Origin of the sequence: Lactobacillus apis, assembly GCF_002837055.1 — a bacterium.
Classification (GTDB): domain Bacteria; phylum Bacillota; class Bacilli; order Lactobacillales; family Lactobacillaceae; genus Lactobacillus; species Lactobacillus apis.
The window spans coordinates 52531-79061 of sequence record NZ_PDKP01000002.1; the positions used below are offsets into that span (position 1 = coordinate 52531).

The 26531-nt window shown below is 37.5% G+C and carries 27 protein-coding genes; 25 read left to right on the forward strand and 2 right to left on the reverse strand.

All coding sequences use genetic code 11. From position 1 onward, the window contains the following. Nucleotides 1–5: 5 nt before the first annotated feature. From yabA to tsaD, 7 genes are read left to right on the forward strand one after another with little or no spacing between them, the layout of a single operon-like run. Complete coding sequence (yabA, locus tag CRG87_RS04120) at nucleotides 6–344, forward strand: DNA replication initiation control protein YabA (RefSeq protein ID WP_046307404.1); 339 nt, start codon at nucleotides 6–8, stop codon at nucleotides 342–344. Nucleotides 345–357: 13 nt separating this feature from the next. Continuing rightward, nucleotides 358–1212 (forward strand): 16S rRNA (cytidine(1402)-2'-O)-methyltransferase, encoded by an 855-nt coding sequence (gene rsmI, locus CRG87_RS04125; RefSeq protein ID WP_074426278.1) that lies wholly within the window; start codon nucleotides 358–360, stop codon nucleotides 1210–1212. Between the two features lie 9 nt (nucleotides 1213–1221). Further along, on the forward strand, nucleotides 1222–1959 hold the full coding sequence (locus CRG87_RS04130; RefSeq protein WP_074426277.1) for an acyl-[acyl-carrier-protein] thioesterase: 738 nt from the start codon (nucleotides 1222–1224) through the stop codon (nucleotides 1957–1959). Between the two features lie 53 nt (nucleotides 1960–2012). Beyond that, nucleotides 2013–2531 (forward strand): folate family ECF transporter S component, encoded by a 519-nt coding sequence (locus CRG87_RS04135; protein ID WP_074426276.1) that lies wholly within the window; start codon nucleotides 2013–2015, stop codon nucleotides 2529–2531. Nucleotides 2532–2557: 26 nt separating this feature from the next. Next, nucleotides 2558–3298 carry a tRNA (adenosine(37)-N6)-threonylcarbamoyltransferase complex dimerization subunit type 1 TsaB gene (tsaB, locus tag CRG87_RS04140; RefSeq protein ID WP_074426275.1) on the forward strand — a complete coding sequence of 247 codons (741 nt, stop codon included), beginning with the start codon at nucleotides 2558–2560 and terminating at the stop codon, nucleotides 3296–3298. Then, nucleotides 3282–3854, forward strand: a complete 573-nt coding sequence (gene rimI, locus CRG87_RS04145) for a ribosomal protein S18-alanine N-acetyltransferase (protein WP_074426274.1) — start codon at nucleotides 3282–3284, stop codon at nucleotides 3852–3854. The genes tsaB and rimI overlap by 17 nt, the downstream gene beginning before the upstream one ends. After that, a complete protein-coding gene (tsaD, locus tag CRG87_RS04150) occupies nucleotides 3847–4896 on the forward strand; it encodes a tRNA (adenosine(37)-N6)-threonylcarbamoyltransferase complex transferase subunit TsaD (RefSeq protein WP_074426273.1) in 1050 nt (349 codons plus the stop codon). Before rimI ends, tsaD begins: the two co-directional genes overlap by 8 nt. A gap of 44 nt (nucleotides 4897–4940) precedes the next feature. Here the strand turns inward: tsaD and CRG87_RS04155 are convergent, their stop codons facing one another. Then, the gene (locus CRG87_RS04155; protein ID WP_074426272.1) at nucleotides 4941–5345 is read right to left on the reverse strand and encodes a GNAT family N-acetyltransferase; all 405 of its coding nucleotides are present in this window, start codon (nucleotides 5343–5345) and stop codon (nucleotides 4941–4943) included. A 213-nt stretch (nucleotides 5346–5558) separates the two neighbouring features. Between CRG87_RS04155 and CRG87_RS04160 the strand changes: the two genes are divergently transcribed. Beyond that, nucleotides 5559–6428, forward strand: a complete 870-nt coding sequence (locus CRG87_RS04160) for a PhzF family phenazine biosynthesis protein (protein WP_074426271.1) — start codon at nucleotides 5559–5561, stop codon at nucleotides 6426–6428. A gap of 37 nt (nucleotides 6429–6465) precedes the next feature. Here CRG87_RS04160 and CRG87_RS04165 read toward each other — a convergent pair whose 3' ends face one another. Next, nucleotides 6466–8397 (reverse strand): ABC-F family ATP-binding cassette domain-containing protein, encoded by a 1932-nt coding sequence (locus CRG87_RS04165; RefSeq protein ID WP_074426270.1) that lies wholly within the window; start codon nucleotides 8395–8397, stop codon nucleotides 6466–6468. Between the two features lie 57 nt (nucleotides 8398–8454). Here CRG87_RS04165 and CRG87_RS04170 point away from each other — a divergent pair, with 57 nt between their 5' ends. From CRG87_RS04170 to CRG87_RS04250, 17 genes are all read left to right on the forward strand, one after another. Beyond that, nucleotides 8455–8664, forward strand: a complete 210-nt coding sequence (locus CRG87_RS04170) for a hypothetical protein (protein WP_074426269.1) — start codon at nucleotides 8455–8457, stop codon at nucleotides 8662–8664. 32 nt (nucleotides 8665–8696) lie between these two features. Further along, the gene (locus CRG87_RS04175) at nucleotides 8697–9341 is read left to right on the forward strand and encodes a redox-sensing transcriptional repressor Rex (RefSeq protein WP_074426268.1); all 645 of its coding nucleotides are present in this window, start codon (nucleotides 8697–8699) and stop codon (nucleotides 9339–9341) included. Nucleotides 9342–9519: 178 nt separating this feature from the next. Further along, on the forward strand, nucleotides 9520–9804 hold the full coding sequence (groES, locus tag CRG87_RS04180) for a co-chaperone GroES (protein ID WP_074426267.1): 285 nt from the start codon (nucleotides 9520–9522) through the stop codon (nucleotides 9802–9804). Nucleotides 9805–9821: 17 nt separating this feature from the next. Continuing rightward, nucleotides 9822–11450: a chaperonin GroEL gene (groL, locus tag CRG87_RS04185; protein WP_074426266.1), complete on the forward strand. Its 1629-nt coding sequence runs from the start codon at nucleotides 9822–9824 to the stop codon at nucleotides 11448–11450. Nucleotides 11451–11626: 176 nt separating this feature from the next. Next, nucleotides 11627–12295 carry a DUF969 domain-containing protein gene (locus CRG87_RS04190; protein ID WP_074426265.1) on the forward strand — a complete coding sequence of 223 codons (669 nt, stop codon included), beginning with the start codon at nucleotides 11627–11629 and terminating at the stop codon, nucleotides 12293–12295. Then, nucleotides 12296–13219 carry a DUF979 domain-containing protein gene (locus CRG87_RS04195; RefSeq protein WP_074426264.1) on the forward strand — a complete coding sequence of 308 codons (924 nt, stop codon included), beginning with the start codon at nucleotides 12296–12298 and terminating at the stop codon, nucleotides 13217–13219. A gap of 21 nt (nucleotides 13220–13240) precedes the next feature. After that, nucleotides 13241–13888, forward strand: a complete 648-nt coding sequence (pcp, locus tag CRG87_RS04200; RefSeq protein ID WP_074426263.1) for a pyroglutamyl-peptidase I — start codon at nucleotides 13241–13243, stop codon at nucleotides 13886–13888. Between the two features lie 164 nt (nucleotides 13889–14052). Further along, nucleotides 14053–16632: a DNA mismatch repair protein MutS gene (mutS, locus tag CRG87_RS04205; RefSeq protein ID WP_101138676.1), complete on the forward strand. Its 2580-nt coding sequence runs from the start codon at nucleotides 14053–14055 to the stop codon at nucleotides 16630–16632. A 2-nt stretch (nucleotides 16633–16634) separates the two neighbouring features. Then, the gene (gene mutL / locus CRG87_RS04210) at nucleotides 16635–18518 is read left to right on the forward strand and encodes a DNA mismatch repair endonuclease MutL (RefSeq protein ID WP_074426261.1); all 1884 of its coding nucleotides are present in this window, start codon (nucleotides 16635–16637) and stop codon (nucleotides 18516–18518) included. A gap of 3 nt (nucleotides 18519–18521) precedes the next feature. Continuing rightward, the gene (ruvA, locus tag CRG87_RS04215) at nucleotides 18522–19106 is read left to right on the forward strand and encodes a Holliday junction branch migration protein RuvA (protein ID WP_074426260.1); all 585 of its coding nucleotides are present in this window, start codon (nucleotides 18522–18524) and stop codon (nucleotides 19104–19106) included. A gap of 34 nt (nucleotides 19107–19140) precedes the next feature. Then, nucleotides 19141–20157 (forward strand): Holliday junction branch migration DNA helicase RuvB, encoded by a 1017-nt coding sequence (gene ruvB, locus CRG87_RS04220; protein ID WP_046307375.1) that lies wholly within the window; start codon nucleotides 19141–19143, stop codon nucleotides 20155–20157. 71 nt (nucleotides 20158–20228) lie between these two features. Continuing rightward, nucleotides 20229–20666, forward strand: coding sequence for a preprotein translocase subunit YajC (gene yajC / locus CRG87_RS04225; RefSeq protein ID WP_074426259.1), 438 nt, complete (start codon nucleotides 20229–20231; stop codon nucleotides 20664–20666). Nucleotides 20667–20786: 120 nt separating this feature from the next. Then, entirely contained in the window at nucleotides 20787–22235 is a 1449-nt protein-coding gene (zwf, locus tag CRG87_RS04230) for a glucose-6-phosphate dehydrogenase (RefSeq protein ID WP_074426258.1), read from the forward strand. Then, entirely contained in the window at nucleotides 22228–23364 is a 1137-nt protein-coding gene (dinB, locus tag CRG87_RS04235) for a DNA polymerase IV (protein ID WP_074426257.1), read from the forward strand. Before zwf ends, dinB begins: the two co-directional genes overlap by 8 nt. A gap of 54 nt (nucleotides 23365–23418) precedes the next feature. Beyond that, complete coding sequence (locus CRG87_RS04240) at nucleotides 23419–24375, forward strand: DHH family phosphoesterase (RefSeq protein WP_074426256.1); 957 nt, start codon at nucleotides 23419–23421, stop codon at nucleotides 24373–24375. Further along, entirely contained in the window at nucleotides 24368–25729 is a 1362-nt protein-coding gene (locus CRG87_RS04245; protein ID WP_074426255.1) for a DEAD/DEAH box helicase, read from the forward strand. The genes CRG87_RS04240 and CRG87_RS04245 overlap by 8 nt, the downstream gene beginning before the upstream one ends. A gap of 234 nt (nucleotides 25730–25963) precedes the next feature. Further along, nucleotides 25964–26497, forward strand: a complete 534-nt coding sequence (locus tag CRG87_RS04250) for a TetR/AcrR family transcriptional regulator (RefSeq protein ID WP_074426254.1) — start codon at nucleotides 25964–25966, stop codon at nucleotides 26495–26497. Nucleotides 26498–26531: the final 34 nt, after the last annotated feature.

Sequence of the window (26531 nt, forward strand, 5' to 3'; positions counted from 1 at the left end):
TTTTTATGGTTGATTCTTATTCAAAATTAGAGCAGCTCCATGAATCGATGGTTAGTATGACTAAAACCATTGAAAGCTTGGAAAATAGTATCTTGGATACACTTAGAGAAAATACAGAACTTAAAGTCGAAAATCAGTTGTTGCGTGAAAAAATGGATAAGATGAGCAATGCCCATAACAACACGATTAAGACGCAAAGTGGTCTTGAATCTTTACGCAAAATATACAATTCAGGTTATCACATCTGCAATATGTACTATGGTTCTCATCGTGACCCTAGTTCGGATTGCATGTTTTGCTTAGATATTTTAGACAATTTTGGTGAGAAGAAGAAAAAACATTAAGGACTTGAGATAGATGCAGCGGCAAAGTAGCTATGCGACAGACAAGGGTAAACTTTATTTAGTACCAACTCCGATTGGTAATTTAGAAGATATAACCATTCGGGCCAAAAAAGTTTTACAGAGCGCGGATTATATTGCAGCCGAAGACACACGAACAAGTGGAATTTTATTGGAAAAGATTGGCGTTCATAATCATATGCTGTCTTTTCATAAATATAATTCTAAACAACGTGCTCCGGAACTAATTAAACTAATGCAAGAAGGAGCTGTAATTGCTGAAATCAGTGATGCTGGTATGCCAGTTATTTCTGATCCTGGTTATGAATTGGTGCAAGAATGTATCAAAAACGATATTCCAGTTGTACCACTTCCAGGAGCTTCTGCCTTTACGACAGCCCTGATTGCTTCAGGTTTTGATGCGCAACCTTTCACTTACTACGGCTTTTTACCACGAAAAGCTAGCGAGCAGAAGCCGTTTTTTGAACAAATGAATGAGGCAAGAGCAACGTCAATTTTTTATGAAGCACCTCATCGCTTGGTTAAAACGCTTAAAAACATGGCAACAGTTTTTGATTCTAACCGACAAATTGTTGCTGCTAGAGAATTAACCAAAATTCATGAAGAATTTGTTCGCGGTACGATTACTGAATTAAATGATTATTTTGAGGAGAATGCTCCACGAGGCGAATTTGTAATATTGGTATCACCAAATGCCAAGAAGCAAGAGCAACTCTCCTGGGATGAATTAATTGCATTAGTTGATCAGCGTGTACAGCTTGGCGATAGTAAGAAAGTTGCAATCAAAGAAGTTGCTCAGGCAAATAATGTCTCGAAGAATGAGTTATATGATCGATATCATCAAAAGTAGGCAAGTAATATGAAATATAGTGAACAACATACAGTAAATTATTATGAATGTGATGAAAACCGGCATTTAAGATTACCAGCAATGATTAACTTGATGATGTGTGTTTCTGAGAATCAACTAGCCGATAGCTCTGGTAGCACCGAAGAGTTGACACGTCGCGGCCTGGGCTGGGTAGTAACACAGTATCATTTAGATGTTAATAGATGGCCTGAGCCTGGTGAAGTAATTACTCTAACGACTGAACCAATTGGTTATAACCGGTTCCTGGAGTATCGTGATTACCAATTTACTGATGAAAAGGGCAATCCCCTGATTACTGGTAAAAGCGAATGGGTTTTATTTGATTTAAGTAAACGTAAATTGGTTTCAACCGATAAAGAAATGATGGATGATTTAGGCATTCCTTTATTGAAAAAGTTGCCACGCTTTCCACGTTTGAAGCCACAAGATGAATATCAAGATAAGCGTCAGTACCGCGTTCGCTATGACGATTTAGATACTAATCATCATATGACAAACGGACACTACTTTAATTGGTTTATTGATACTTTGGATCGTGATTTTCTTAAGACTCATGTTATTAGTGGGATTGACATCAAGTTTAACCTTGAAGTACGCTATTCGCAGACGCCATTTGCTTGTGTAAAATTGGTTGAAAATGAAGATGAAATTAAGTCATATCACACAATTGCTGATGAAGAACGGAATGATAAAGCCGTTTGTGAACTAACTTGGCGTAAATTATAATATAATTAGACGAGGTTATTAAACCAAGTTTATTATGAAAGAAGTGCTGCAAAATGACTACAAAGGAAATGTTTAAGGTTGAATTGCGCGATCTAGTCCTTTTAGGCTTTGTTGTTGCCATCAAAGTTGTTCTTAGTCGCTTTAGTCTTGGAACAACAGTTGTTCATGTTAGTTTAGGTTTTATTGGAAGCGTCATGCTTGGCTATTTATTTGGCCCAGTTTGGGGTGCAATTGGCGGAGGAATAAGTGACTTTGTGTCCTCAGCGTTATTTGGCAACCAAGGGGGCTTTTTTATTGGCTTCACATTGAGTACAATGATCGGGCCACTTATTTATGGTTTGCTTTTTTACAAGAAACCAGTTAAAATTTGGCGCATTATTCTTGCAACGATTTTGGTTACAGTTATAGTCAATATTGGATTGAATACACTATGGGTTCATCTGATGTATGGCATGGATCTCAAGGCAGCTTTAATTCAGCGCATCCCTAAAGAGACGATTGTGCCTTGGATCGAAATGGTTGTTACTTACTTTGTTTTACAAGCAATTTCGCGGGTAAAAATTAGAAGATAGTTTTAAAAAGGTAGAAGTAATCTGAAATGAAAATTTTAAGCATATCAACGGCAACTAATGAGTTGAGTGTGGCTTTAAATGAAGATGAACGCTTAATAGTAGAAAAGAATGAATTGGATGAGCGGAACCACAGTGAACATCTCGATCCAATTATTGATGAAATTCTGAACAAAAATAAGCTTAAGTTAAAGGATATTGACCGTTTTGCAGTCGCAATTGGTCCAGGTTCATACACAGGTCTACGTATCGGTGTCACAACAGTGAAAATGTTTGCCAGCATTTTAAATAAAGAAGTAGTTGGCGTTTCTACTTTACAAGCTTTAGCAGCCAGCTACTCTGAAGAAGATACTTTAGTGGTGGCTGGAATTGATGCCAGAAATGACAACTTCTTTGCAGGAGCATACCTTAATGAAAATGGGCAGCCAGTTAATGTCATTCCCGATGGACATTACCACATCGATGTTTTACTTACTGCAATCAACGAGTATTTAAATGATCATAAGCCGAAAAAGCTTCTTTTTATTGGATCTGGTTTTGATAAGCAGATCGAGCAACTTGATACGCTTGAACTGCCATATTCATTTGGCTCTGCTGAGCAAAATGCAATTCATGCAGGTTTAATTGGCAAGCTTGCACTCAACAAGGAACCAGTTGATCCTGATTTATTGTTACCAAACTATTTGAGACGGACACAAGCTGAAGTAGATTGGCATAAAAAGACGGGTAATCCGTTTGGTCCAGATAGTAATTATGTGGAAGAAGTTTAAACAGCTAGTTACGTTTCCGCATTTAACAAATGATTCAAGTGATTTTCACTTCAGGCCATTTGCCTTTAAATTGCAGCAAGAAACGCTTCAAGTAATGAAGGCAAAAACTGATGAAATTACTAATCTGCTATTTCTCGAAGAAAAAGTTTATAGTGGGGCAACACCATGGTCAGCCGCAATTTTGCAAGTTGAACTGATTAAAGAGGATTCACTGTATTTAGTGGTTTATCACGGTTCGAGATTAGTGGCAATGATTGGGATGCGCAAGATGAATACTGAAGCCCATGTTACCAACATAATGGTTGATCCGGAGTGGCAACACCAAGGGTTAGGTACTTACTTGATGAAACTAATGATTGACTACGCGCAAAAAGCTAACTGCAGTTTTATTAGTTTAGAAGTGCGAATTGACAATGAAAATGCCAAAAAACTCTATCAGGCTTTGGGATTTACAGTTAAGTTAGTTCGCCCAAATTATTATCAAGACGTGCATAAAGATGGATTGAATATGGTGCTGGATTTAACAACACAAAAGAAAGGGATTGACTTTGGATAGTAAAAAAGATATCCGTATTTTGGCATATGAAAGCTCATGTGATGAGACTTCAACTTCAGTTGTCAAAAATGGTCGCGAAATTGAAAGTTTAATTGTTGCTACACAAATTAAGAGCCACCAGCGTTTTGGTGGTGTTGTGCCTGAAGTGGCAAGTCGCCATCATATTGAAGTAATTAGTCAAATTACTAAAGAAGCTTTGGCTGAAGCTAATGCTACTTGGAATGATATTGATGCCATTGCTGTAACTTATGGTCCTGGACTGGTTGGTGCATTGCTAATTGGTCTTAGTGCTGCTAAAGCTGCTTCAATGGCAACAGGGTTACCTTTGATTGGTGTCGACCATATCATGGGTCATATTATGGCAGCCCAATTAACAGATGAAATTATTTATCCTGCATTGGCACTTCAAGTCTCTGGCGGTCATACTGAAATTGTTCTTTTGAAAGACCCAACTCATTTTGAAATTGTTGGTGACACAAGAGATGACGCTGCAGGGGAAGCATACGACAAGATTGGACGCGTTCTTGGTGTTAATTATCCGGCTGGTAAAACTATTGATGAATGGGCACATCAGGGTAAAGATACATTCAATTTTCCACGTGCAATGATGGAAGACGACGATTATGATTTTTCTTTTTCTGGACTAAAGAGTGCGTTTATTAACACCTGTCACCATGCGGATCAGATTCATCAAGAATTAAATAAATATGATTTGGCGGCTAGTTTTCAAGCTGCGGTGGTTGATGTTTTAGCTCATAAAACAATCAGGGCAATCAAGCAGTATCAACCGAAAACCTTCATTATGGGTGGGGGTGTTGCTGCTAATTTAGGTTTACGTGATCGAATGGAAGCTGAAATTGCTAATCTACCAGAGAATTTAACTCCTAAAGTTATTTTGCCAAGTCTAAAATTATGTGGTGACAATGCAGCAATGATAGGTGCTGCTGCCTATAATCTGTATAACGAAGGTGAATTTTCAGATTTAACTTTAAATGCAGATCCTTCGCTCGAATTACCTTACGCAGCAGAAATGTTAAAGTAAAAACAAAAAGACTCAACTTTTAAGGTTGAGTCTTTTTGTTATGGTTAATATTCGTGATAAAAAGCAACTAATTCACCTTGATCACAAGATGAAAAGCCATTTTTTTCATAAAAGGCACGTGTCTCAGGTTCTTCCATTGTCAAAAGCACTTGTTGGCGCACGTGACGAAATTCTTTACGTACTTTATTAATCAATGTTGAGCCAATTCCCTTGTTTTGATACGCAGGTAAAACCAGTAAGTCTTGAATATAAATAATAGTCAAGCCATCACCAACGACACGAATTAAGCCGATTAGTTGATCATGATCGAATGCGCCAAGCACATAAAGCGAATTATGGACAGCTTGCTGAAGTAGTTCAGGTTTTTCTGTATATGAAGTCCAGCCTACACTTTGATACAAGTTAATTAGCTGTTTTAGATTAATATTCTTATCGGTTAAAAAATTCATTTTGTTTGTCCTCCTTAATTTATTTACAAATTAAAGAGCAATGCGTAATTTCTCCATTTCATAACCTCGCTTTTTAATTAATGGTATTAGGTAACCTTCATTTTATAAAAAGTGGGTCTAAAAGACAAGATGCTTGAGAACTTAATTAGCTATTCAGCATTTAAAGTTGAAATGTTAAACTAGTTATTTATAAAACTAGTGGAGGAAGTATTTATGCAACACAATTATGTGGCTTTTAGCCAGGCAGATGTTTTTACCCAAATACCTTATCAGGGTAATCCGGTCGCGGTAATTATTGATGGTGACAAGTTTAGCGATGATGAAATGCAAAAAATAGCGAATTGGACCAACCTTTCGGAAACCACATTTTTATGTTCGCCAACGAATCCTGCTGCTGATTATCGTTTACGTATTTTTACTCCTAAAGAAGAACTATCCTTTGCAGGTCACCCAACGATTGGCTCAGCAAAAGTGGCATTGAATAATGGACTAAAGCCTCAGCATCCTGAATACCTAGTGCAAGAATGTGCTAAAGGATTGGTGCCGGTTTATATGAAGCAAGACAAACTGTTCTTTGCCTTACCTAAACCTGACGTAAAACCAATTTCATCAGATTTATTAGAAGCAATTGCTCAGGCTCTAGGGCTCCCAAATATTCATTCAATTAAGTTAGCTAAGGTAGTTGACGTTGGAGCCGTTTGGTACACTTTATATCTTGATACGGTTGAGACTGTTCTCAGTCTAAATCCAGACGACAGCCAATTAGCATCATTATTGCCAAAAGGCACTTCAGGTGTAACTGTTTTTGCCTTGACAGATGGAAAAACGGAAGTTGAAGTTCGGTCGTTTGCACCAGCACAGGGTGTGCATGAAGATCCTGTTTGTGGTAGTGGGAATGGTGCAGTAGCAGTTTTGATTAAAGAAGAGCACCTATTAGCAAAATCTCACTATCTTGCTAGCCAAGGCCAAAAATGTGGGCGCTCCGGGTTAATTGAAGTTGACTTAGATAATCAAGGTCAAATTCTAATTGGCGGACAAGCTGTTGAGTGTATTAAAGGTCAAATTGCGCTGCCAGAACGGTAATAAAAAGACATTGCAGGATTATGCAATGTCTTTTAGTTTATTCAAAATCATCTAATGCAGTGAGAGCTGTTTCCCAGTCATCATTTGCTTTGTCTAATTCGGTTTGAATGTCTGTTAATTTTTCTTGAAGTGGTCCAAGCTTATCAAAATTAGTAGCAATTTCAGGATCAGCCATTTCAGTTTGAATTTCTTCTTGCTGTTTTTCAAGTTGGTCGATTTTTGCTTCAGCAGCTTCTACTTCACGTTGCAATTTCCGTTTTTGTGAATCGCGCTGCTTTTGTTCTTGATAAGAAAGCTTATTGGTTGATTCATCAGAAGGATTTTCCATTTCTGTTTCATTTTGCTTAACAGGAGCTTCAACCGCAGTATCTGTCGTTTTAGCTTTTTCGTTAAGGTAATAGGTGTAATCACCCTCATAAACTTTGGCATGCTGGCCTTTAACTTCAACAATTTTGTTGGATAATTGATTAATAAAGTAACGGTCGTGTGAAACGAACAGTAAAGTGCCATCAAACTTTTGTAAGGCTTGTTCAAGCACTTCCTTAGCTTCTAAGTCTAGGTGGTTAGTAGGCTCATCCATTAGCAGGAAATTGTTGTGTTCCAGAGACAAGACTGTCAGAGTCAGTCTAGCTTTCTGTCCACCTGATAGTTGCCCGACTGTCTTATCAATGTCTTTAGCCGTAAAAAGAAAACTTGCTAGAATTGAACGCACATCCCGCTCGGGCATCGTTTTATGGCGATCCCAAATTGTATCAAGCACCGTCTTAGTCGGATCAAGCAGTTGTAATTCTTGATCATAATAACCGATGTCAAGGGAGGCACCATACTTGATCGAACCACCCTTTGGCTTTAATTCCTTCATGACAGTCTTAAGTAAGGTAGATTTACCAATTCCGTTAGGGCCAATTACTGCAACACGATCGCCCTTGTTAACTTGCAAGGAAATATCTTCGACCATGGTTTTTGTTGGATAGCCAATGGTTAAGTCACGTAAAATTAATACTTCTTTTCCGGAAGGGCGTTCACTTCTAAAGTTAATTTGAACCTTGTTTTTATGTTTAGGTGGAGTGATCCGTTCCATTTTTTCTAGTTGCTTACGTCGACTTTGGGCACGCTTAGTGGTTTTAGCTCTGGCAATATTCTTTTGAATGAATTCCTCATCCTTTTTAATTTTTTCTTGTTGCCGCTCGTAAGCCTCTTCTTGTTGCATGTTGCGTAACTCACGCTCAGCAACATAGTTAGAATAGTTTCCCTTAAAAACAGTTAGTTTACCAAACTGCAATTCAAAAATTTGGTTAGCCAAATGATCTAAAAAGTACTGGTCGTGGGAAACAACCAAGATAGCACCAGAATAGCTCTTTAAATAGGTTTCTAACCAGTCCAAAGTATCTAAATCAAGATAGTTGGTAGGCTCATCGAGTAAAAGCAGTGGTGGCTTACGTAACAACAGTTTAACGAAAGCCAATCTAGTTTTTTCACCACCAGAAAGACTACCAATTGTTTTTGTCCATGTTGATTCAGGAAAATTAAAACCATTTAGAATACTCTTAATATCAGATTGATAAGTGTAACCACCTTGTTGCTCAAAGTTAAATTGAAGTTGGTCATACTGTTTTAGCAGCTGCTTATCCTCAGGATGAGCAGCAATTTTTTCCTGCAGAGTTTGAATATTCTGGCCCATTTGAATTAGCGTAGCAAAAACGGTCAACATTTCATCCCAAATGTTGTTTTTTTCGTTTAAGCCATTTTCCTGTGCAATATAGCCAACGTCGATGTCTTTATTAATCGTGAATTCGCCATGTGTAGCTTCTTCTTCACCAGTCATAATTTTTAATAAGGTAGTCTTACCGACCCCATTTGGTCCCACTAGACCAATTCGTGCATTTGAATCAATTGAAAAATTGACGTTCTTAAATAGTGTAATAGCGCCAAATTGTTTCTCTAAGTTGTGTCCTTGTGCAATTATCATAATTTTTCACCTAAAAACTATTTTAGCATACACTGCAGTGCGATAGTGGACGGATTATTGAAGGAAGGCAAAACAAAGTTAGTGAAGATTTGGCAATTTTTAATTGTTAAGGGATGTACAAATGAGTTTTCACTAAGTCAAGATTTCTTAGGGAAAAAACTGAAATTAGCCCCTTTTTTATTAATTCAAGATTGTGAAAAAAACATTTGCAAATGCTATCAATTTATAGGTAAAATAATACTAATTGATGAGCTAATTCACAAATAACTCTTAGGCAAAATAAGTTGGAGGCTTTTAGAATGGAAAAAATCAAAATACCGACTGCGACTGCGAAAAGATTACCGTTATATTATCGCTATTTAATTATTTTAAATGAGGCAGGTAAGGAAAAAGTTTCGTCGACTGAATTATCAGAAGCTGTTCAAGTAGATAGTGCTTCAATTAGACGTGACTTTTCATATTTTGGTGCTTTGGGTAAGCGTGGCTATGGATATGATGTAAAGAGTCTGCTTACTTTTTTCAAAAAGATTCTTAATCAAGATACTCTAACTAATGTTGCCTTAGTCGGTGTTGGTAATTTAGGACATGCGCTTCTTAACTATAATTTTAAGCGGAGTAATAATATCCGTATTTCCTGTGCCTTTGATATTGACCCTAAGATTACTGGTAAAATTTTGAGCGGTGTGCCAGTTTACGAGATGAGCGAATTGAAGAAGCAATTAAGTGACCAGCAAATTACTATTGCCATTTTGACGGTCCCATCTGATTCTGCCCAAAGAACTGCGGATGATATGGTCGAAGCAGGCATTAAGGGCATCATGAACTTTACCCCTATTCGTTTATCTGCTCCAACCGGTGTAAGGATTCAGAATGTAGACCTAGCAACTGAATTACAGACATTGATTTACTTCCTTGACTCAGATAAGGGTAAGGATAACCAGTAATAAGCCCAATAATATCAACGTTTTAAGTGAATTAGCACTTTGGTAAAAAAAGTGCTAATTTTTTCTTGCTTTTTTTAGGAAAAGGGGTTATTATCATATTTGTAAGTTAGCACTTGGGTAATAGGAGTGCTAACCGACAAATAATTAAAAATGAAAATAAACAATAGGAGGGACAAACGTGTTACAACCAATTGGTGATCGCGTGATCGTAAAAGTTAAAGAAGAAGAAGAAAAAACTGTAGGCGGAATCGTCCTTGCTTCAAATGCAAAAGAAAAGCCAACAGAAGGTGAAGTTGTTGCAGTTGGTGAAGGCAGTTATGCTGACAACGGCGACAAGATTCCAATGTCTGTCAATAAGGGCGACGTTGTTCTTTACGACAAGTATTCTGGCACTAATGTTGAATACGAAGGCAAAAAATTCTTAGTCCTTCATGAAAAAGATATTTTAGCAATTGTTAAGTAATCTAAGGAGCGGATATTATGGCAAAAGACATTAAATTTTCAGAAAAGGCAAGACGTTCCCTATTAAAGGGTGTTGATAAATTAGCTGATACTGTTAAAGCAACTATCGGTCCTAAGGGTAGAAATGTTGTTTTGGAACAATCATACGGCAACCCAGAAATTACTAACGATGGTGTAACAATTGCTAAGTCAATTGAATTAAAAGACCACTACGAAAACATGGGTGCTAAGTTAGTAGCCGAAGCAGCTCAAAAGACTAACGATATTGCCGGTGATGGTACTACTACTGCAGTTGTTTTAACTCAGGCAATTATTCGTGAAGGAATGAAGAACGTTACTGCCGGTGCTAACCCTGTAGGTGTTCGTCGTGGTATTGAAAAAGCAACTAACGCAGTTGTTGATGAATTACACAAGATCAGCCACACAGTTTCTTCAAAAGATCAAATTGCTCAAGTTGCTTCAGTTTCTTCAGCTTCAAAAGAAGTTGGTGATTTAATTGCTGATGCAATGGAAAAAGTTGGTAATGACGGTGTTATTACCATTGAAGATTCACGTGGTATCGAAACTGAATTATCTGTTGTTGAAGGTATGCAATTTGACCGTGGTTACTTATCACAATATATGGTAACTGACAACGACAAGATGGAAGCTGACTTAGACAACCCTTACGTTTTGATTACTGACAAGAAGATTTCTAACATTCAAGATATCCTACCTTTGTTGCAAGAAATCGTTCAACAAGGTAAATCATTATTGATTATTGCTGATGACGTTTCTGGTGAAGCTCTTCCAACTTTAGTATTGAACAAGATTCGTGGTACTTTCAATGTTGTAGCCGTTAAGGCTCCTGGTTTTGGTGACCGTCGTAAGGAACAATTACAAGATATTGCTGCTCTTACTGGTGGTACAGTAATTACCGAAGACCTTGGTCTTGAATTAAAAGACACTACAATTGCTCAATTAGGTCAAGCACGTCGTATCACTGTAACTAAGGACTCAACTACTATTGTTGATGGTGCTGGTTCAGAAGATGCTATCAAAGAACGTGAAGATTCAATCAGAAAGCAAATTGCTGATACTACTTCAGACTTTGACAAGAAGAAGTTACAAGAGCGTCTTGCTAAATTAACTGGTGGTGTAGCTGTGATTCATGTCGGTGCTGCAACTGAAACCGAATTGAAAGAACGTAGATACCGTATTGAAGATGCATTGAACTCAACTCGTGCTGCTGTTGACGAAGGTTACGTAGCAGGTGGTGGTACTGCTTTAGTTGATGTTGAAGATGCTGTTAAGGGCCTTAAAGGTGACAACGCAGATGAACAAACAGGTATCAACATTGTTTTACGTGCTTTAAGTGCTCCAGTTCGCCAAATTGCTGAAAACGCTGGTGAAGATGGTTCAGTTATCTTGAACAAACTTGAAAGTCAAGAGCCTGAAGTTGGTTACAACGCAGCTACTGACAAGTGGGAAAACATGGTTGAATCTGGTATTATCGATCCAACTAAGGTTACTCGTACTGCATTACAAAACGCTGCCTCAATTGCTGCTTTATTATTAACTACTGAAGCAGTTGTTGCAGAAATCCCAGAAGACAAGCCTGCAGCTGATCCTAACGCTGCTGGTGCCGGCGCTCCAGGTATGATGTAATAATTATTTTGCTGATTCAAAAGAGTCGTTCAATTGAACGACTCTTTTTTTATTGCTAAGTTTTAGCTTTTCATCTTGACTTTCTCAAAAATCGTTTATAAGAAATTTAACAAAAAATGATAATAATATTAATATGTTTGCTTGTATTATATTTTTTTCACAAGAAAGGAAAGCTGATGGAATATTTATGCTTACTTGGCGTTCTAGTGATCGTTGTAGGTTTTGCCCTAGGACTAGACACAGTCGCCGTTGTTGTAATTTCTGCTTTGGTATCAGCCTTAGTATCAGGAATCGATTTTGTTTCGTTTTTACGAATTTTAGGAAAAGGATTTATTGATAATCGAATGGTTTCAATCTTTTTTTTAACTTTGCCAACAATCGGAATAATTGAGAGACACGGTCTCAAAAAGGCAGCAGTTAACTTAATTAATAAGATTAAGAACTTAACACCAGGTAGAATTTTTGATATCTATACTGCAATTCGTGAGATTGCTGCACTCTTTGGTATTTCCCTTCAAGGACAAGTTCAATTCATTGCTCCTCTAATTAATCCAATGGCTCAAGCTGCTGGAAAGGTAAATGGTGAATTGACAGAATTAGAAGTTGACCAAATTAAAGGTCGTGCTGCCGCAAGTGAAAACTTTGGTAACTTTTATGCGCAGAACCTATTTATTGGTTCTTCAAGTGTATTGTTAATTGCCAGTACAATGAAATCGCTGGGACATCCAGTTGAAACAAATTCTATTGTTATAAACACTTTGCCAATTGCGATAATTTGTTATCTTCTATGCCTAGGTTATAACCACATCTTTGATCAAAAACTAAAGAAAGCAAAGGTAAAATAAATGGAAGCGATAATTAATAATTTCTTGTTGGCTTTTTACATTATTATTGGATTATTCTTTTTGGCTGCAGCGATTGAATCATGGCGTGACCAAACAAATCCAGCTCGTTGGGGTACAGGTTTATTCTGGTTGATTTTTGCCGCACTGTTTGCTCTAGGTCAATGGTTACCTAGTGAAGTTAGTGGTGGTTTGCTACTTGTGATTGCTCTGCTTTCACTATTTAAGCAAGTGCGTGTTGGTCATATTAAAGAGTTAAGTGAAAAAGTTGCTTCCGAAACGGTTAGTCGAATTGGCAACTGGATCTTTTTACCAAGTATTTTGCTAGCAATTATTGCATTAGTAATTGCACAATTTACTAAACTTGGCGGTCAAGTTGGTATTGGAATTGCAGCAGTTATTTCTTTAATTGTTGCAATGATTTTAACTAAATCAAATATTAAAGTTGCGTATGAAGATACTCAGAGAATGGTGCGTTCGGTTGGATCTGCCGGAATTCTGCCACAATTGTTAGCAACATTGGGAGTTGTTTTCACTGCCTCCGGTGTTGGTCAAGCAACTTCAAAAGCGATTTCTGGACTATTTCCGGTTGGTAACCATCTATTAGGTGTTATTCTATACTGTGTAGCAATGGCATTGTTTACTGCAATTATGGGTAATGCTTTTGCAGCTTTTGCCGTAATTACAGCTGGTATCGGTATTCCATTCGTGATTGCACAGGGTGGTTCCCCTGTTGTTGTGGCTGCTTTAGGTATGACTGCAGGCTATTGTGGAACTTTGCTAACACCAATGGCAGCAAACTTTAACACTTTGCCTGTTGCATTAATGGAAATGAAAGATCCACTAGGTGTAATCAAACAGCAATATCCAATTGCGTTAATTATGTTGCTTGTTCACATTATCTTGATGTACTTCTTAGCTTTTTAGTAGTTAGAAAAGAGAATGAAAATGAAAATTTTAGTAACAGGTTTTGATCCATTTGGTGATGACAAAGTAAATCCTGCAATTGAAGCCGTTAAACGGTTAGACGATGAAATTGCTGGTGCACAAATTATTAAAGTTGAAATACCAACGGTTTTTGGTGATTGTGCCGATGTTGTGCATGGTGCGATTGAACAACATCAACCGGATTATGTTTTAAACATTGGTCAAGCTGGTGGCCGTTATGCGCTAACTCCAGAACGCGTTGCGATTAACTTTGATGATGGCCGAATTGCTGATAACAAGGGTTATCAACCGATTGCGACACCAATTCATGAAGATGGTCAGAATGCGTATTTTACCCAATTGCCTGTTAAAGCAATGGTTAAAGCAATCCGTGAAGCTGGAATTCCTGCATTGGTTTCAACAACAGCGGGTACTTTTGTCTGCAACCACATTATGTATCAAGTTCAGTATATGATTGATAAGGAATTTCATGACCTTAAAGCTGGTTTCATGCATATTCCATTTTTACCTGAACAAGTCGTTGCAAGACCAGATACACCAAGCCTAAGTTTGGCTGATGATGTAAGAGGTATTACTGCAGCAATTACTGCTATCGTTGAGATGGACGGTAAAAAAGATCTTCAAAGTGTTGAAGGTCACATTGCTTAAGATATATTAACTAAATTAGTAAATTGTTTTACACAATCAAATATTTGAAAAAAAGAGATCGTTTGTTGCGGTCTTTTTTTCTTTTGACAGACAGTTTAGCGTATAATGATAACAGTAACGCAAAAGAAGAAGAGGAATAAATGGCTAAAGCAAATTTAACTCCGATGATGGAGCAATATCACGAAATTAAAAAGCAATATCCCGATGCTTTTCTTTTTTATCGCGTCGGGGATTTTTATGAACTGTTTGAAGACGACGCCGTCAAGGGTGCTCAGATACTTGAATTAACTTTAACGAATCGATCAAATAAATCAGAGAACCCGGTTCCGATGGCGGGTGTTCCTCATGTTGCCGTTGATTCCTACGTGGATACCTTGGTAGAAAAAGGATATAAAGTAGCGCTATGTGAGCAGCTTGAAGATCCTAAAGAAGCTAAAGGAATGGTCAAACGAGGTATTATTCAACTAGTTACACCAGGAACTTTAATGAATGACAAGCCAAGTGAGGCAAAAGAATCCAACTATTTAACTTCCGTTGTTACCACTAAAAATAGCTTTGGCTTGGCCTATAGTGACTTGTCGACTGGTGAAATTTATACGACACATTTAAAAACTTTCGCAGCCGTTTTAAATGAACTAATGTCGTTGCGAACTAGAGAAGTTGTTTATAATGGTCATTTAAGCGACCATGACAGTGAATTTTTGCATAAAGCTAATATTACAGTTTCAGAACCAGCTGAATTAACTGGTAATCACGCTGAAGTTTCATATGCACAACAGAATTTAACTAATGAAGCTGAAAAAGAAGCAGTTAAGCAATTAGTGGGTTACTTGTTGCAAACACAACGTCGCAGCTTAGCACACTTACAAATTGCTCAAAGTTATGAAGTTAGTCAATATTTGCAAATGACACATACTGTTCGTGACAATTTGGAATTGACTGCTTCAGCTAAAACGGGCAAAAAAATGGGTTCACTCTTTTGGGTACTCGATAAAACTCATACGGCAATGGGAGGCCGTCTTTTAAAGCAGTGGCTTGCACGCCCACTTTTATCTGTTAATGAGCTGACTGATAGACAAGAAATGGTCCAAGCTCTTCTTGATGGTTATTTCACGCGCGAAAATGTTATTGATTCGCTAAAAGGCGTTTATGACTTGGAAAGATTAACTGGACGAATTGCCTTTGGCAACGTTAATGCCCGTGAAATTCTGCAATTAGCACACTCACTTCAAGCAGTTCCAGACATTTTGACCTCTTTGGCAAATTCTGATAATCCCGTGTTGCAGGATTTTGCGCAAAAGATTGATCCGTTAAAAGGAGTTGCGGAATTAATTAGTTCTACCATTGTCGAACAACCACCAATTTTGACCACAGAGGGTGGCTTGATTCGTGATGGTGTTGATAGTCAGCTAGACCGTTATCGAGATGCTATGAATAATGGTAAAAAATGGCTAACTGAGATGGAACAGACCGAGCGTCAGAAAACTGGAATTGATAATCTGAAAGTTGGTTATAATAAGGTTTTTGGCTATTATATTCAAGTCACCAATTCAAATAAGAGTAAGGTGCCACTAGATCGTTATACACGCAAGCAGACCTTAACTAATGCTGAAAGATATATCACACCAGAACTAAAAGAACACGAAAATTTGATTTTGGAAGCTCAAACCAAGTCGACAGAACTTGAATATCAATTATTCGTCAAATTACGTGAAGAAGTTAAAAAAGATATTTCTGCTTTACAAAAATTAGGTGCACAGGTGGCTGAGCTTGACGTCTTTTGTTCGTTTGCGCAAGTGGCCGAAGAAAATAATTACTGTCGTCCAAGTTTCCATGCAGATAATCAGGATGTGAAAGTTGTTCTTGGCCGTCATCCCGTTGTTGAAAAGGTTATGAAGTCAGGAAGCTATATTCCAAATGACATCAAGCTGGCAAATGACACAGATATTTATCTCATTACCGGACCAAATATGTCTGGTAAGAGTACGTACATGAGACAAATGGCTTTAATTGCAGTTATGGCCCAAGTCGGTTCATTTGTTCCAGCAGATAGCGCAGATTTGCCGATTTTTGACCAAATTTTCACAAGAATTGGTGCAGCAGACGACCTGATTTCGGGTCAAAGTACTTTTATGGTTGAGATGACAGAAGCAAATGAAGCTTTGCAAAACGCAACCAAAAGAAGTTTGGTTTTATTTGATGAAATTGGCCGTGGAACTGCGACTTATGATGGTATGGCATTAGCTGGAGCAATTGTGCAGTACTTACACGATGAAGTTGGTGCTAAGGTTTTGTTTGCAACTCACTTCCATGAATTAACTGCACTTGAACAGACCTTACCTCGTTTGAAGAATATTCACGTTGGCGCAACTGAAGAAAATGGTAAGTTAATCTTTTTACATAAGATTTTGCCAGGTCCAGCAGATCAAAGTTATGGTATTCACGTTGCTCAATTAGCAGGATTGCCACGAAAAGTTCTTCGTCAAGCAACAAAATTGCTCAATCGCTTAGAAGCACAAGGTAATGATCTGGGGCCATCTTCGGCTCAACTTGACTTGTTCTCAAGTGCTACTAGTGATGAAGGCGAAAATCCAGTTGAGACGGTTGATTCTGAAAGCAAGTTAACAGATAAAGAAAAAGACGTTTTAGAAGAAATTTCGAATCTCTATCTGGCTGACCAAACACCACTTCAAATAATGCAGCTAGTTGAAAACTGGCAAGAAGACTTAAAGGATGAGGACTAATCATGGGTCAAATTCACGAATTATCAGTCAATTTATCCAACCAAATAGCTGCTGGAGAGGTAATTGAGCGACCAGCAAGTGTAGTTAAAGAATTAGTTGAAAATGCAATTGATGCCGGTAGTTCTCGCATTCGAATTGCCTTTATTGATGCTGGCTTGAAGCAAATTGTTGTTCAAGACAATGGCTCAGGTATTCCAAGTGATCAGATTGACCTTGCCTTTACCAGACATGCGACCAGTAAAATTAATAACGAACATGACTTATTCAACGTGGCAACGCTTGGATTTCGGGGAGAAGCATTGGCCTCAATTGCTGCTGTCAGTCATGTGGAAATTTTAACTAATTCGACCGGGATCATTGGAACTAAAGCGGAATTTTCTGCTGGCGTAAAGAAAAGTCAAGAAGATGCTGCGGCTACTAAGGGGACCCAAATAACCGTTAAAGATTTATTTTTTAACACACCTGCTAGATTAAAATACCTTCGTAGTCCGCGAACAGAAATTATGAAAATCGTTGATATTGTTAATCGAATTGCTCTTGGCTATCCAGAGATTTCGATTACTTTGATGAATGAAGGACGTTTATTGCTCAGAACAGCTGGCAATGATAACTTGAAGCAAACTGTTTCAAGTGTTTATGGCCGTTCAATTGCTGAAAAAATGATGCCATTTCAGAGCACTGATAACGATTTTGAGATTGAAGGACTAATTTCTAAACCAGGTCTGACTAGATCAACACGCAATTTTATTTCAATCCTGCTTAACGGTCGCTATATTAATAATTTTCAATTGGCTACAGCAGTTATGGATGGCTATGGAACAAATTTGAGCGCCAAGCACTATCCAATAGCGGTGGTTAAAATAAAAGTTGATCCGTTACTTGTTGATGTTAATGTGCACCCGACGAAACGTGAGGTTCGGCTTTCAAAGGAAACTGAACTAAGTCGCTTAATTACCAATGCAATCAGCAGTGCTTTATTGGCTGACGATGTTCAGGCTGATGCGATTGAAAATTTAAATTCTTCGACTGAAGAAACCAGAATTGATCAGTTAAAGTTTAATCTTAATAAGAACGTCGTTGAAACTAAAAGACCTGAAATAACGAGTGACGAAGTTCATGAAGCTCCTGCTACTGAAATTCACCAGGAGCACAATCAGCAATATGTTGATTTGAATGAGCCGCGTGAAGATGATCGCTATATCATTACAAAAACTTGGAAGGAAAATGTTGCAAAGCAAGTACAACTTAGACCCTTTTCCAAGTCAAAACTGACTGAAGAAGTGATTTCAGCTGGTGATGAAGTTTTAGCAAATAGCCTGCCAGAACTAAAATTGGTTGGACAAACTAGTGTATACTTAATTGCTACTAGTGGGGATGACTTATATTTGGTTGATCAAGTTGCAGCTAGACGATTGATTTCTTTTGAAAAAATTAGGGCAGAAATGTCCGCACAGCAAATCAATCAACAAGGATTATTGACACCACAGATTTTAGAGTTTGGTAGTCTGGATTTTATTCAAATAAAAGATAAATTGTCGGAAATCGAAAAAATCGGCATTTTTCTGGAAGAATTTGGGCAAGATACATTTATTTTAAGGTCGTATCCAACCTGGATTGAAGGTGATCTTGAACAGTCAATTAGATTGATTTTGGATAGCTACTTAAATGTTGACCAAAATAATTATGCAAATTTAGTTAAGCGAATAGCTGCTGATCAAGCTCAAAGAGCAGTTCCTGGACGCAAAAAATTATCAGCTGCCGATTGCAATAACATTTTGACGACCTTGCGCCAAATAGGTGATCCTTATCATGATGCAAAAGGAAACGTTGTGGTTGTGCGCTTACGTGAAAATGACTTGCGGAAAATGTTTAAAAAAGGTGAATAGTTAATGTATGAATATCTTTCTGGTGTAATCACTGTGGTGAAACCAGACTACATTGTAATTGACGTTGGTGGCGTGGGTTATAAAGTTTTTAGTCCCACTCCGTTTGCGTATCAAGAGGGGCAGAAAGCGAGAGTTTTTATTGAACAAATCGTTCGGGACACTGGAATAACGCTTTTTGGCTTTCAAACTGAAGATGATAAGGGACTATTTTTGAAGCTACTCAGTGTAAGTGGGATAGGACCAAAGTCGGCCTTGGCAATAATGGCCGCTGAAGATAGTAACTCACTTGCTGAAGCAATTGAACAGGGAGAAGTGAAATATCTTACTCGGTTCCCTGGTGTTGGCAAAAAGACAGCTTCGCAAATTGTCCTCGATTTAAAAGGAAAACTTGGCGATTATGTTCAGAAAATTGACAAATTTGCTGATCAAGAAGTTTCTCCTGAATTAAATGATGCACTCCTAGCATTGTTAGCACTTGGTTACACTAAGAAAGAAGTTGACCGAATCACGCCTACTTTGGCAGCTGAAAAGGAAACATCGGCTGATCAATATATTAAAAAGGGACTCGCTTTATTGTTAAAGAAGTAGTTTCTGTGATAAGTTAAACAAAAAGGAAGTGAAAATGGTAATGAATGAAGATGATTCAATTGTTTCAAGAGAAGTTCAAGGAAAAAATGAAGAGCAGACAGAGTTTTCATTGCGCCCGCAAAACCTTAAAGAATATTTAGGCCAAACAAGGGTTAAGAAGGAAATGTCTGTTTACATTGAAGCAGCAAAAAAGAGGGATGAGGCACTGGATCACGTTTTGCTATACGGTCCTCCCGGCCTTGGTAAAACTACTTTAGCTTTTGTCATAGCAAATGAACTTGGCGTAAATTTAAAAAGTACCAGTGGTCCTGCAATTGAAAAGGCGGGTGATTTAGTTGCATTGCTAACTGATCTTGATCCAGGAGATATTCTATTTATTGATGAAATTCACCGCTTGCCCAAGCCAATTGAGGAAGTACTTTATTCTGCCATGGAAGACTTTTATGTCGACATTGTAATTGGAGAAGGGCAGACAACTCACGCTGTTCATGTGCCACTGCCACCTTTTACCTTAGTTGGTGCAACAACTTTGGCTGGACAGTTATCCGCCCCTTTGCGAGATCGTTTTGGAATTGTTGAACATTTACAATATTATGATGTTGATGAACTTCAAAAGATTATTCAACGTTCAAGTGAAGTTTTTAATATTAAAATAGGAGATCAAGCTGCTCATGAGCTTGCTAGAAGATCGCGTGGTACTCCTCGAGTAGCCAACCGTTTATTAAGACGTGTTCGTGATTTTGCGCAAGTAAAGGGTGAAAAAGTTATATCCTATGAGACGACTAGAGACTCACTTAAGCAACTACAAGTTGATGATGAAGGACTTGACCAGACCGACCGCAAGATTTTGCGAGTGATAATTGAGAGTTACCATGGTGGACCAGTTGGTGTTCGAACAATTGCCGCAAATACTGGTGAAGATGTTGAAACAATTGAGTCTTTATATGAGCCATATTTATTACAACACGGTTTTTTATTAATGACACCGCGCGGGCGCATGGTAACTGAAAAAGCATATTTGCAGCTTGGATTGCCAGTTCCGAACGAATAGTGCAAATGTTGCTTATGTTTTGTATAATATATTTTTAGATAATTAGAAATTTTAATTTGAGGAGTGTAAACGTGAATACTTTATTTTTAGCTAATGCTAATAACGGCATGAGTAGCATGTGGACAATTGTTATCTTTATTGTTTTGATAGCCTTAATGTACTTTACAATGATTAAGCCACAGAAGAAGCAACAACAAAAGAAAATGGAAATGATGAATGAACTTAAAAAGGGCGACAACGTTATCATGATTGATGGCTTGCACGGTAAAGTTGATTCTGTTGATACTAAAGATAAAACTGTTGTGATTGATGCAGATGGTATTTATTTAACTTTCAGTCGCATGGCTGTTCAACAAATTTTGCCTGATAAAACTGCATCTGCTGAAGCTCCAGCAACTGAAGAAAAAGCTGAAAAGCCAGATTCTGAAAAACAAGTTGAAGAACCAGCATCTAAGCCAGAAGAAGACAAACCTTCTAAGTCAAGTGAAGAATCTTCACCTAAAGAATAGATATAATAAAAAGTGCCCGGTAAGGCACTTTTTTTATTTATGATTATCAAAAACTGTGTTTAACTGAAAAGTAATATAAAATAAAAGTAAAGATCAATAATACTTTGAAAGGACCCTCTCATGAAAAATATTCCAGTTGTAATGATTATTTTTGGTGGTAGTGGCGACTTAGCCCACCGAAAGCTCTACCCCGCTTTGTTTAATTTATATGAGCAAGGCTTAATTCACGATAACTTTGCTGTAATTGGTACCGCTCGTCGGCCATGGTCTCATGAATATTTGCGTGAACAAGTCAGTGATGCTGTTCATGAAACCCACAGTGAAGTAAACGAAAATGACCTAGCCACTTTTGCAAGTCATTTTTACTATCAATCACATGATGTTACTAACGTTGAGCATTATGAAACTTTGAAAAATCTAGCTCAAGAACTTGATGATCGCTATAGTGCACAAGGAAATCGTATTTTTTATATGGCAATGGCTCCACGCTTTTTTGGTCAAATTGCTCAACATATCAATGATCAACATTTGACCAGTACAGGTTTTAATCGAATTGTGGTTGAAAAACCTTTTGGACGCGACTTGACTAGTGCAGAGGAATTAAATAAGCAAATCACCGCTTCATTTGATGAAGACGATATTTTCCGCATTGATCATTACCTTGGTAAGGAAATGATTCAGAACATCTTGCCACTACGATTAACCAATCCTTTGATTAAAAATGTTTGGAACAATTCCACGATTAAGAATATTCAAGTAACATTAGCAGAACATTTAGGTGTCGAAGCGCGTGGCGGCTACTATGAAACCTCTGGTGCATTGCGTGATATGGTACAAAATCATATTTTCCAAATTATTACACTCCTAGCAATGCCAGAACCAAAAGATTTATCCTCAAAAAGCATCCATGCAGCTAAGCAGGAATTGCTAGATAGTTTAATTATTCCTAATGAGGCAGAAATTGCTAAACACTTTGTACGAGGACAATATTTAGGAAGTGATGTGACTTTTGGTTATCGCCAAGAACCTAATGTTGCCGAAGACTCCAACACGGAAACTTTTGTCGCAGGTGAAATAAAGTTTGGTAAAGGTCCGTTAGCAGGAATGCCAATTTACTTCAGAACTGGTAAAGAGATGCGCGAGAAAAAGAATCGTATTGATATCGTGCTGAAGCACATGTCTAACCAATATGGTCAGGCGCACTCAAATAATATAACGATTATCATTGATCCTGACATGCAAATTTATATTACGATTAACGGTAAGAAAATCAATACACCTGGGATTAGACGTGAAAATTTGGCTTATCAGTTTACCAAAGAAGAGCAAGACAAGGTGCCAGATGGTTATGAACGTTTGCTCCATGATGTTTTTGTTAATGATTCAACCAATTTCACGCATTGGAGTGAATTGAAAAATTACTGGAAATTCATTGATGTAATTGAAGAAGCTTGGCAAAAAGATAACGAAAATGGTCAAGAGCCAGAACAATACTTGCCTTATCGAATGGGGCCAAAAGCTGCAAACGATATCTTTGATTCGCCAACTGAACGCTGGATTTATGACTGATTATAGCGACGGCCTGCTGCCTAAAAACGATACTTCTCGTAAAATTATTCATATTGACATGGATGCTTTTTATGCATCAGTTGAGATGCGCGATAAGCCTGAATTGAAAAATAAGGCAGTCGTAATCGGACATGATCCACGTAAAAGTAATGGTCATGGTGTAGTTTCAACTGCTAACTATGTTGCAAGAAGTTATGGCGTTCATTCTGCTATGCCTTCGATTAAGGCATTTCGCCTAGTTCCGGCCGAAAAATTGTTTTTTTTGGAACCGGATTATAAAAAATATTATTCTGTTTCTGCTGAAGTTCATAAAATGATGCACGAAATGACCGACCGTGTTCAGTCAATTGCTTTAGATGAAGCGTATTTAGATGTAACTCAAAATAAGTTAGGCATCAAATCAGCTGTACAACTCGCCATTGATTTACAGACTCGTGTACGGAGAGAATTAAAATTAAATTGTTCTTTTGGAGTTTCCTACAATCGTTTTCTAGCTAAAATGGGCTCAGAATATTCAAAGCCATTTGGACGAACAGTAATTTTGCCCAGTGAAGCAAAAGAATTTTTAGCTGCACAAAAAATTGGACATTTTCATGGTATTGGACCAAAAACAGAGGAAAAATTAGCTGAAATGGGTATAACCACGGGTAAAGGTTTGCAGCAGATGCACGTTCGAGATTTGATTAAAGAATTTAATCGAATGGGTTATTTGATGGCAGAACATGCAAATGGAATTGATTTATCGCGAGTTATCCCAGACGATGAATACAATCGCAAGTCAATTGGAATTGAGCGTAGTTATGAACCATGCGTTTACGATAAGCAAGTAGCCCTGACTAATCTCAGAAATTACGCTAGTGAGTTGGCAGAAAAACTTAGCTATGGAAATTTTTTTGCTAGGACAGTTGTTTTAAAAATTCGTAATACTGAATTTGAAACAATTACTAGAAGAAGCAAATTAGAACATGCCACCAATCAGGCAATTGAATTTTACGAAGCAGCCAAAGAACTTTTTGAACCACTTGCAGACAGTTTCTTAAGTGATGGAATACGACTATTAGGCATTACGGCGACTGATTTTACTGAAGCAGAATTTGAAAACGTTGACTTGAATTTATTTTCAAGTTAGGGTGTTATTTCTGTTAAACTAGTTAAGTACTTAAGAGATCAAGAAGGAGAAGAAATGAACACTTTCCCAAAAATATATGAAAAAATCGAACAATATTCGACAATTATTTTGCACCGTCACACTAGCCCAGACCCTGACGCTCTAGGTTCTCAGGCAGGACTTGCACGGTCATTAAGACTTAAATTCCCAGACAAAAGAATTTTATGTGCAGGTGAAAATGATGAAGGTGATTTGGCATGGATTAACACCATGGACGAAGTTACTGAGACAGATTACAAAGGTGCATTAGTTATTACAACTGATACCGGTAATACTGCGAGAATATCTAATAAGCTATACAGTAAGGGTGACTTTTTAATTAAAATCGATCATCACCCAGATGTTGAACCATATGCGGATTTGAGCTTTGTTGATGACGAAGCACCAGCTGCTTCCCAAATTGTTGCGGACTTTTTATTTGAAGAAAATCTGCCTGTCACTGCAGAAGTTGCATACCCACTTTATGCAGGTATTGTTGGTGATACTGGTCGCTTTATGTATCCGGAAACATCAGAACATACCTTCAATGTTGTTGCAAAATTGACAGCAACAGGCATTAACATTAACGAAATTGCTCGTAATATTAGTGATGTAACTTTTGCGCAGGCCAAATTACAAGCAGAAGTGCTTGAATATATGAAAGTTGATCCTAGTGGCGCGGCATATGCGATTTTGACAAGGGATGCACTAGAACAACTAGGAGTAGATTCTGATCAAGCATCATGCACTGTATCAACTCCTGGAAGAATTAAAGATATTATTGCTTGGAATGTTTTTGTTGAAAAACCAGATGGAACTTTTAGAGTGCATTATCGTTCAAAAGGTCCAATTATTAACGAACTTGCTGCCCAACATGATGGTGGCGGACACGCCTTAGCCAGTGGAGCTAATGCTAAAGACATGGATGAAGTTAAGCAAATTTTTGCTGAACTAGTTCAGGTGACTAAGGAATATCGCGAAAAAAATGAATAATATTTTTACTAATGAAAAAATTAGACCAGAGTTGCGTGCTGGCTTAAAGAAAATACACTTTAGTCAGCCAACTAAAGTACAGGAAGAAGTTATTCCTGTTTTATTGGAGCGCAAAAATGTCGTTGTTCAAGCCGTAACTGGTTCAGGAAAAACGCATGCCTTTTTGGTACCAATTTTAAATGAAATTGATGAAAAACTTGAATATCCGCAAGCAATTTTGACTGCTCCTAGTCGAGAGTTATCTGAACAGCTTTATCAGGTAGCCCGTCAATTGAGGGATGCGGCTGGTCTGGATATTTCCATCGCTCATTTCGCTGGTGGTAGTGACCGTGAGCGGCAAATGAAAAAAATCAATAACCGCAATCCGCAAGTTATAATTGCCACACCAGGTCGATTACATGATTTTGTTGAAAAGAAAATTTTGTTTTTAGATCACGTGCAAAATTTTGTCATTGATGAAGCAGACATGACTTTAGATATGGGTTTTTTAGCTGATATTGATTTTATTGCTCAAAGGTTACCTAAGACAGCGACTTTTGCTGCTTTTTCAGCAACCATTCCAGTGAAGTTATCTAACTTTTTGCGGAAATATATGTCACAACCTGAGCAAATTGTCATCGACAATCCTGCTGTAATTTCACCTACAATCAAAAATGATTTGATTGATATTGGTGGAAAAAACCGCAAACGTATACTGTACCAATTACTAACTATGGGACAGCCTTATTTAGCATTAGTTTTTGCAAATACCAAGCAAACTGTAGATGAATTGACTAAATTTTTGCAGGAGCAGGGTTTACGTGTAGCTAAAATTCACGGCGGTATTACTGAACGCGAGCGGAAAAGAACTGTTCGCGAAATAAATGACGGTCAATATCAATATGTTGTTGCGACAGATTTAGCAGCACGTGGATTGGATATTGACGGCGTGAGTCTTGTGGTTAATTATGAGATACCGCGTGATTTGGAATTTGTGGTCCACCGTGTTGGTCGAACAGGTAGAAATGGGCTTTCTGGTCATGCAGTGACTCTTATTCGTGCTGAAGAAATGAATCGAATTGCCGGATTGGAAAAAATGGGGATTCATTTTGATTTCGTTGAAATTAAAAATGATGAACTTGCACCACGTAAGCATTATCACAGTAGAAATGAACGCAGTTCAGACTCATACACTGTTGATAATAAGGTCAATGGCTATGTTAAAAAAGCCAAAAAGAAGCGTAAGCCTGGTTATAAAAAGAAAATTAAGCGTGTGATTCAACAAGATAAAGCGCAAAAAAATAAAATTGAGCAGCGTCATAAGATTCGCAAAGCAAAACAACAGCGCAAGCGAAAACGTGATAATAACTCATAGATTTCAAGCAAAAGCCGTTCTTACGGCTTTTGCTTTTTTCTTTTTCACTAATTAAGCATAAGAAGAATATTATCTAAATAAAGAATAATTATTAACAATTCCTTATAAATGTTTTGTATGATAGCGGTTTAACTGCTATATTTGTTTATTGTATTATAAGAAAAAAGTGTGGTGAAACAATTAAGTAGAACTAAAAGTGATAGTTGATTAAAAGATAGTTTGGAGGAAATAAGAATGGCTACAATAAAGTTTGAAGAGGTTTTAAAGGGAGATCTTTCAAAAAGTATTGTCAGAAAATATACCGTAATTGATTTTTGCAAAAAGGCTGGAATTGAACGAGGCTCTTTTTACCAGCGTTATGGAAATATTTGTGATTTGTTTGCATCTGTAATGGTTTTACAAGTACGAAGAACTCTTCGCGGCTTGGAAAAAGAGTCAATCGAAGCAATGATTTTCAGAATGCTTGAAAAGGTTAGAGCTAATAAATTTTATTTCTTAAACATAATCCTAATCTCGAAAGACTCACGAGTCTTTTATGATGTTCTGCGAAAAGAAATTGCTCTTGCAATAGAAAATTATATGCGGCCACGAGGGGCTTTTTCGGTTAGACAGGTAGAGCTAGTTGCAAATGGAATTTATGCAATTACGTACTACTGGATTCTAAGTGAATGCAAACATGATATTCGAGACGTTTATCAATGTATCTGTCTCCTGCTTAAAAATATAAATAAAACCAAAAAAGTGTCTCTAAGTAGCCACATAAATTAGAATGTTAGAAATAACATTCTTTTTTTATAAAAAA

Coding starts and splice junctions, on each gene's coding strand:
- yabA (WP_046307404.1), top strand. CDS start 6: ATGGTTGATTCTTATTCAAAATTAGAGCAGCTCCATGAATCGATGGTT.
- rsmI (WP_074426278.1), top strand. CDS start 358: ATGCAGCGGCAAAGTAGCTATGCGACAGACAAGGGTAAACTTTATTTA.
- CRG87_RS04130 (WP_074426277.1), top strand. CDS start 1,222: ATGAAATATAGTGAACAACATACAGTAAATTATTATGAATGTGATGAA.
- CRG87_RS04135 (WP_074426276.1), top strand. CDS start 2,013: ATGACTACAAAGGAAATGTTTAAGGTTGAATTGCGCGATCTAGTCCTT.
- tsaB (WP_074426275.1), top strand. CDS start 2,558: ATGAAAATTTTAAGCATATCAACGGCAACTAATGAGTTGAGTGTGGCT.
- rimI (WP_074426274.1), top strand. CDS start 3,282: ATGTGGAAGAAGTTTAAACAGCTAGTTACGTTTCCGCATTTAACAAAT.
- CRG87_RS04155 (WP_074426272.1), bottom strand. CDS start 5,345: ATGAATTTTTTAACCGATAAGAATATTAATCTAAAACAGCTAATTAAC.
- CRG87_RS04160 (WP_074426271.1), top strand. CDS start 5,559: ATGCAACACAATTATGTGGCTTTTAGCCAGGCAGATGTTTTTACCCAA.
- CRG87_RS04165 (WP_074426270.1), bottom strand. CDS start 8,397: ATGATAATTGCACAAGGACACAACTTAGAGAAACAATTTGGCGCTATT.
- CRG87_RS04175 (WP_074426268.1), top strand. CDS start 8,697: ATGGAAAAAATCAAAATACCGACTGCGACTGCGAAAAGATTACCGTTA.
- groL (WP_074426266.1), top strand. CDS start 9,822: ATGGCAAAAGACATTAAATTTTCAGAAAAGGCAAGACGTTCCCTATTA.
- CRG87_RS04190 (WP_074426265.1), top strand. CDS start 11,627: ATGGAATATTTATGCTTACTTGGCGTTCTAGTGATCGTTGTAGGTTTT.
- CRG87_RS04195 (WP_074426264.1), top strand. CDS start 12,296: ATGGAAGCGATAATTAATAATTTCTTGTTGGCTTTTTACATTATTATT.
- pcp (WP_074426263.1), top strand. CDS start 13,241: ATGAAAATTTTAGTAACAGGTTTTGATCCATTTGGTGATGACAAAGTA.
- mutS (WP_101138676.1), top strand. CDS start 14,053: ATGATGGAGCAATATCACGAAATTAAAAAGCAATATCCCGATGCTTTT.
- mutL (WP_074426261.1), top strand. CDS start 16,635: ATGGGTCAAATTCACGAATTATCAGTCAATTTATCCAACCAAATAGCT.
- ruvA (WP_074426260.1), top strand. CDS start 18,522: ATGTATGAATATCTTTCTGGTGTAATCACTGTGGTGAAACCAGACTAC.
- ruvB (WP_046307375.1), top strand. CDS start 19,141: ATGGTAATGAATGAAGATGATTCAATTGTTTCAAGAGAAGTTCAAGGA.
- zwf (WP_074426258.1), top strand. CDS start 20,787: ATGAAAAATATTCCAGTTGTAATGATTATTTTTGGTGGTAGTGGCGAC.
- dinB (WP_074426257.1), top strand. CDS start 22,228: ATGACTGATTATAGCGACGGCCTGCTGCCTAAAAACGATACTTCTCGT.
- CRG87_RS04240 (WP_074426256.1), top strand. CDS start 23,419: ATGAACACTTTCCCAAAAATATATGAAAAAATCGAACAATATTCGACA.
- CRG87_RS04245 (WP_074426255.1), top strand. CDS start 24,368: ATGAATAATATTTTTACTAATGAAAAAATTAGACCAGAGTTGCGTGCT.
- CRG87_RS04250 (WP_074426254.1), top strand. CDS start 25,964: ATGGCTACAATAAAGTTTGAAGAGGTTTTAAAGGGAGATCTTTCAAAA.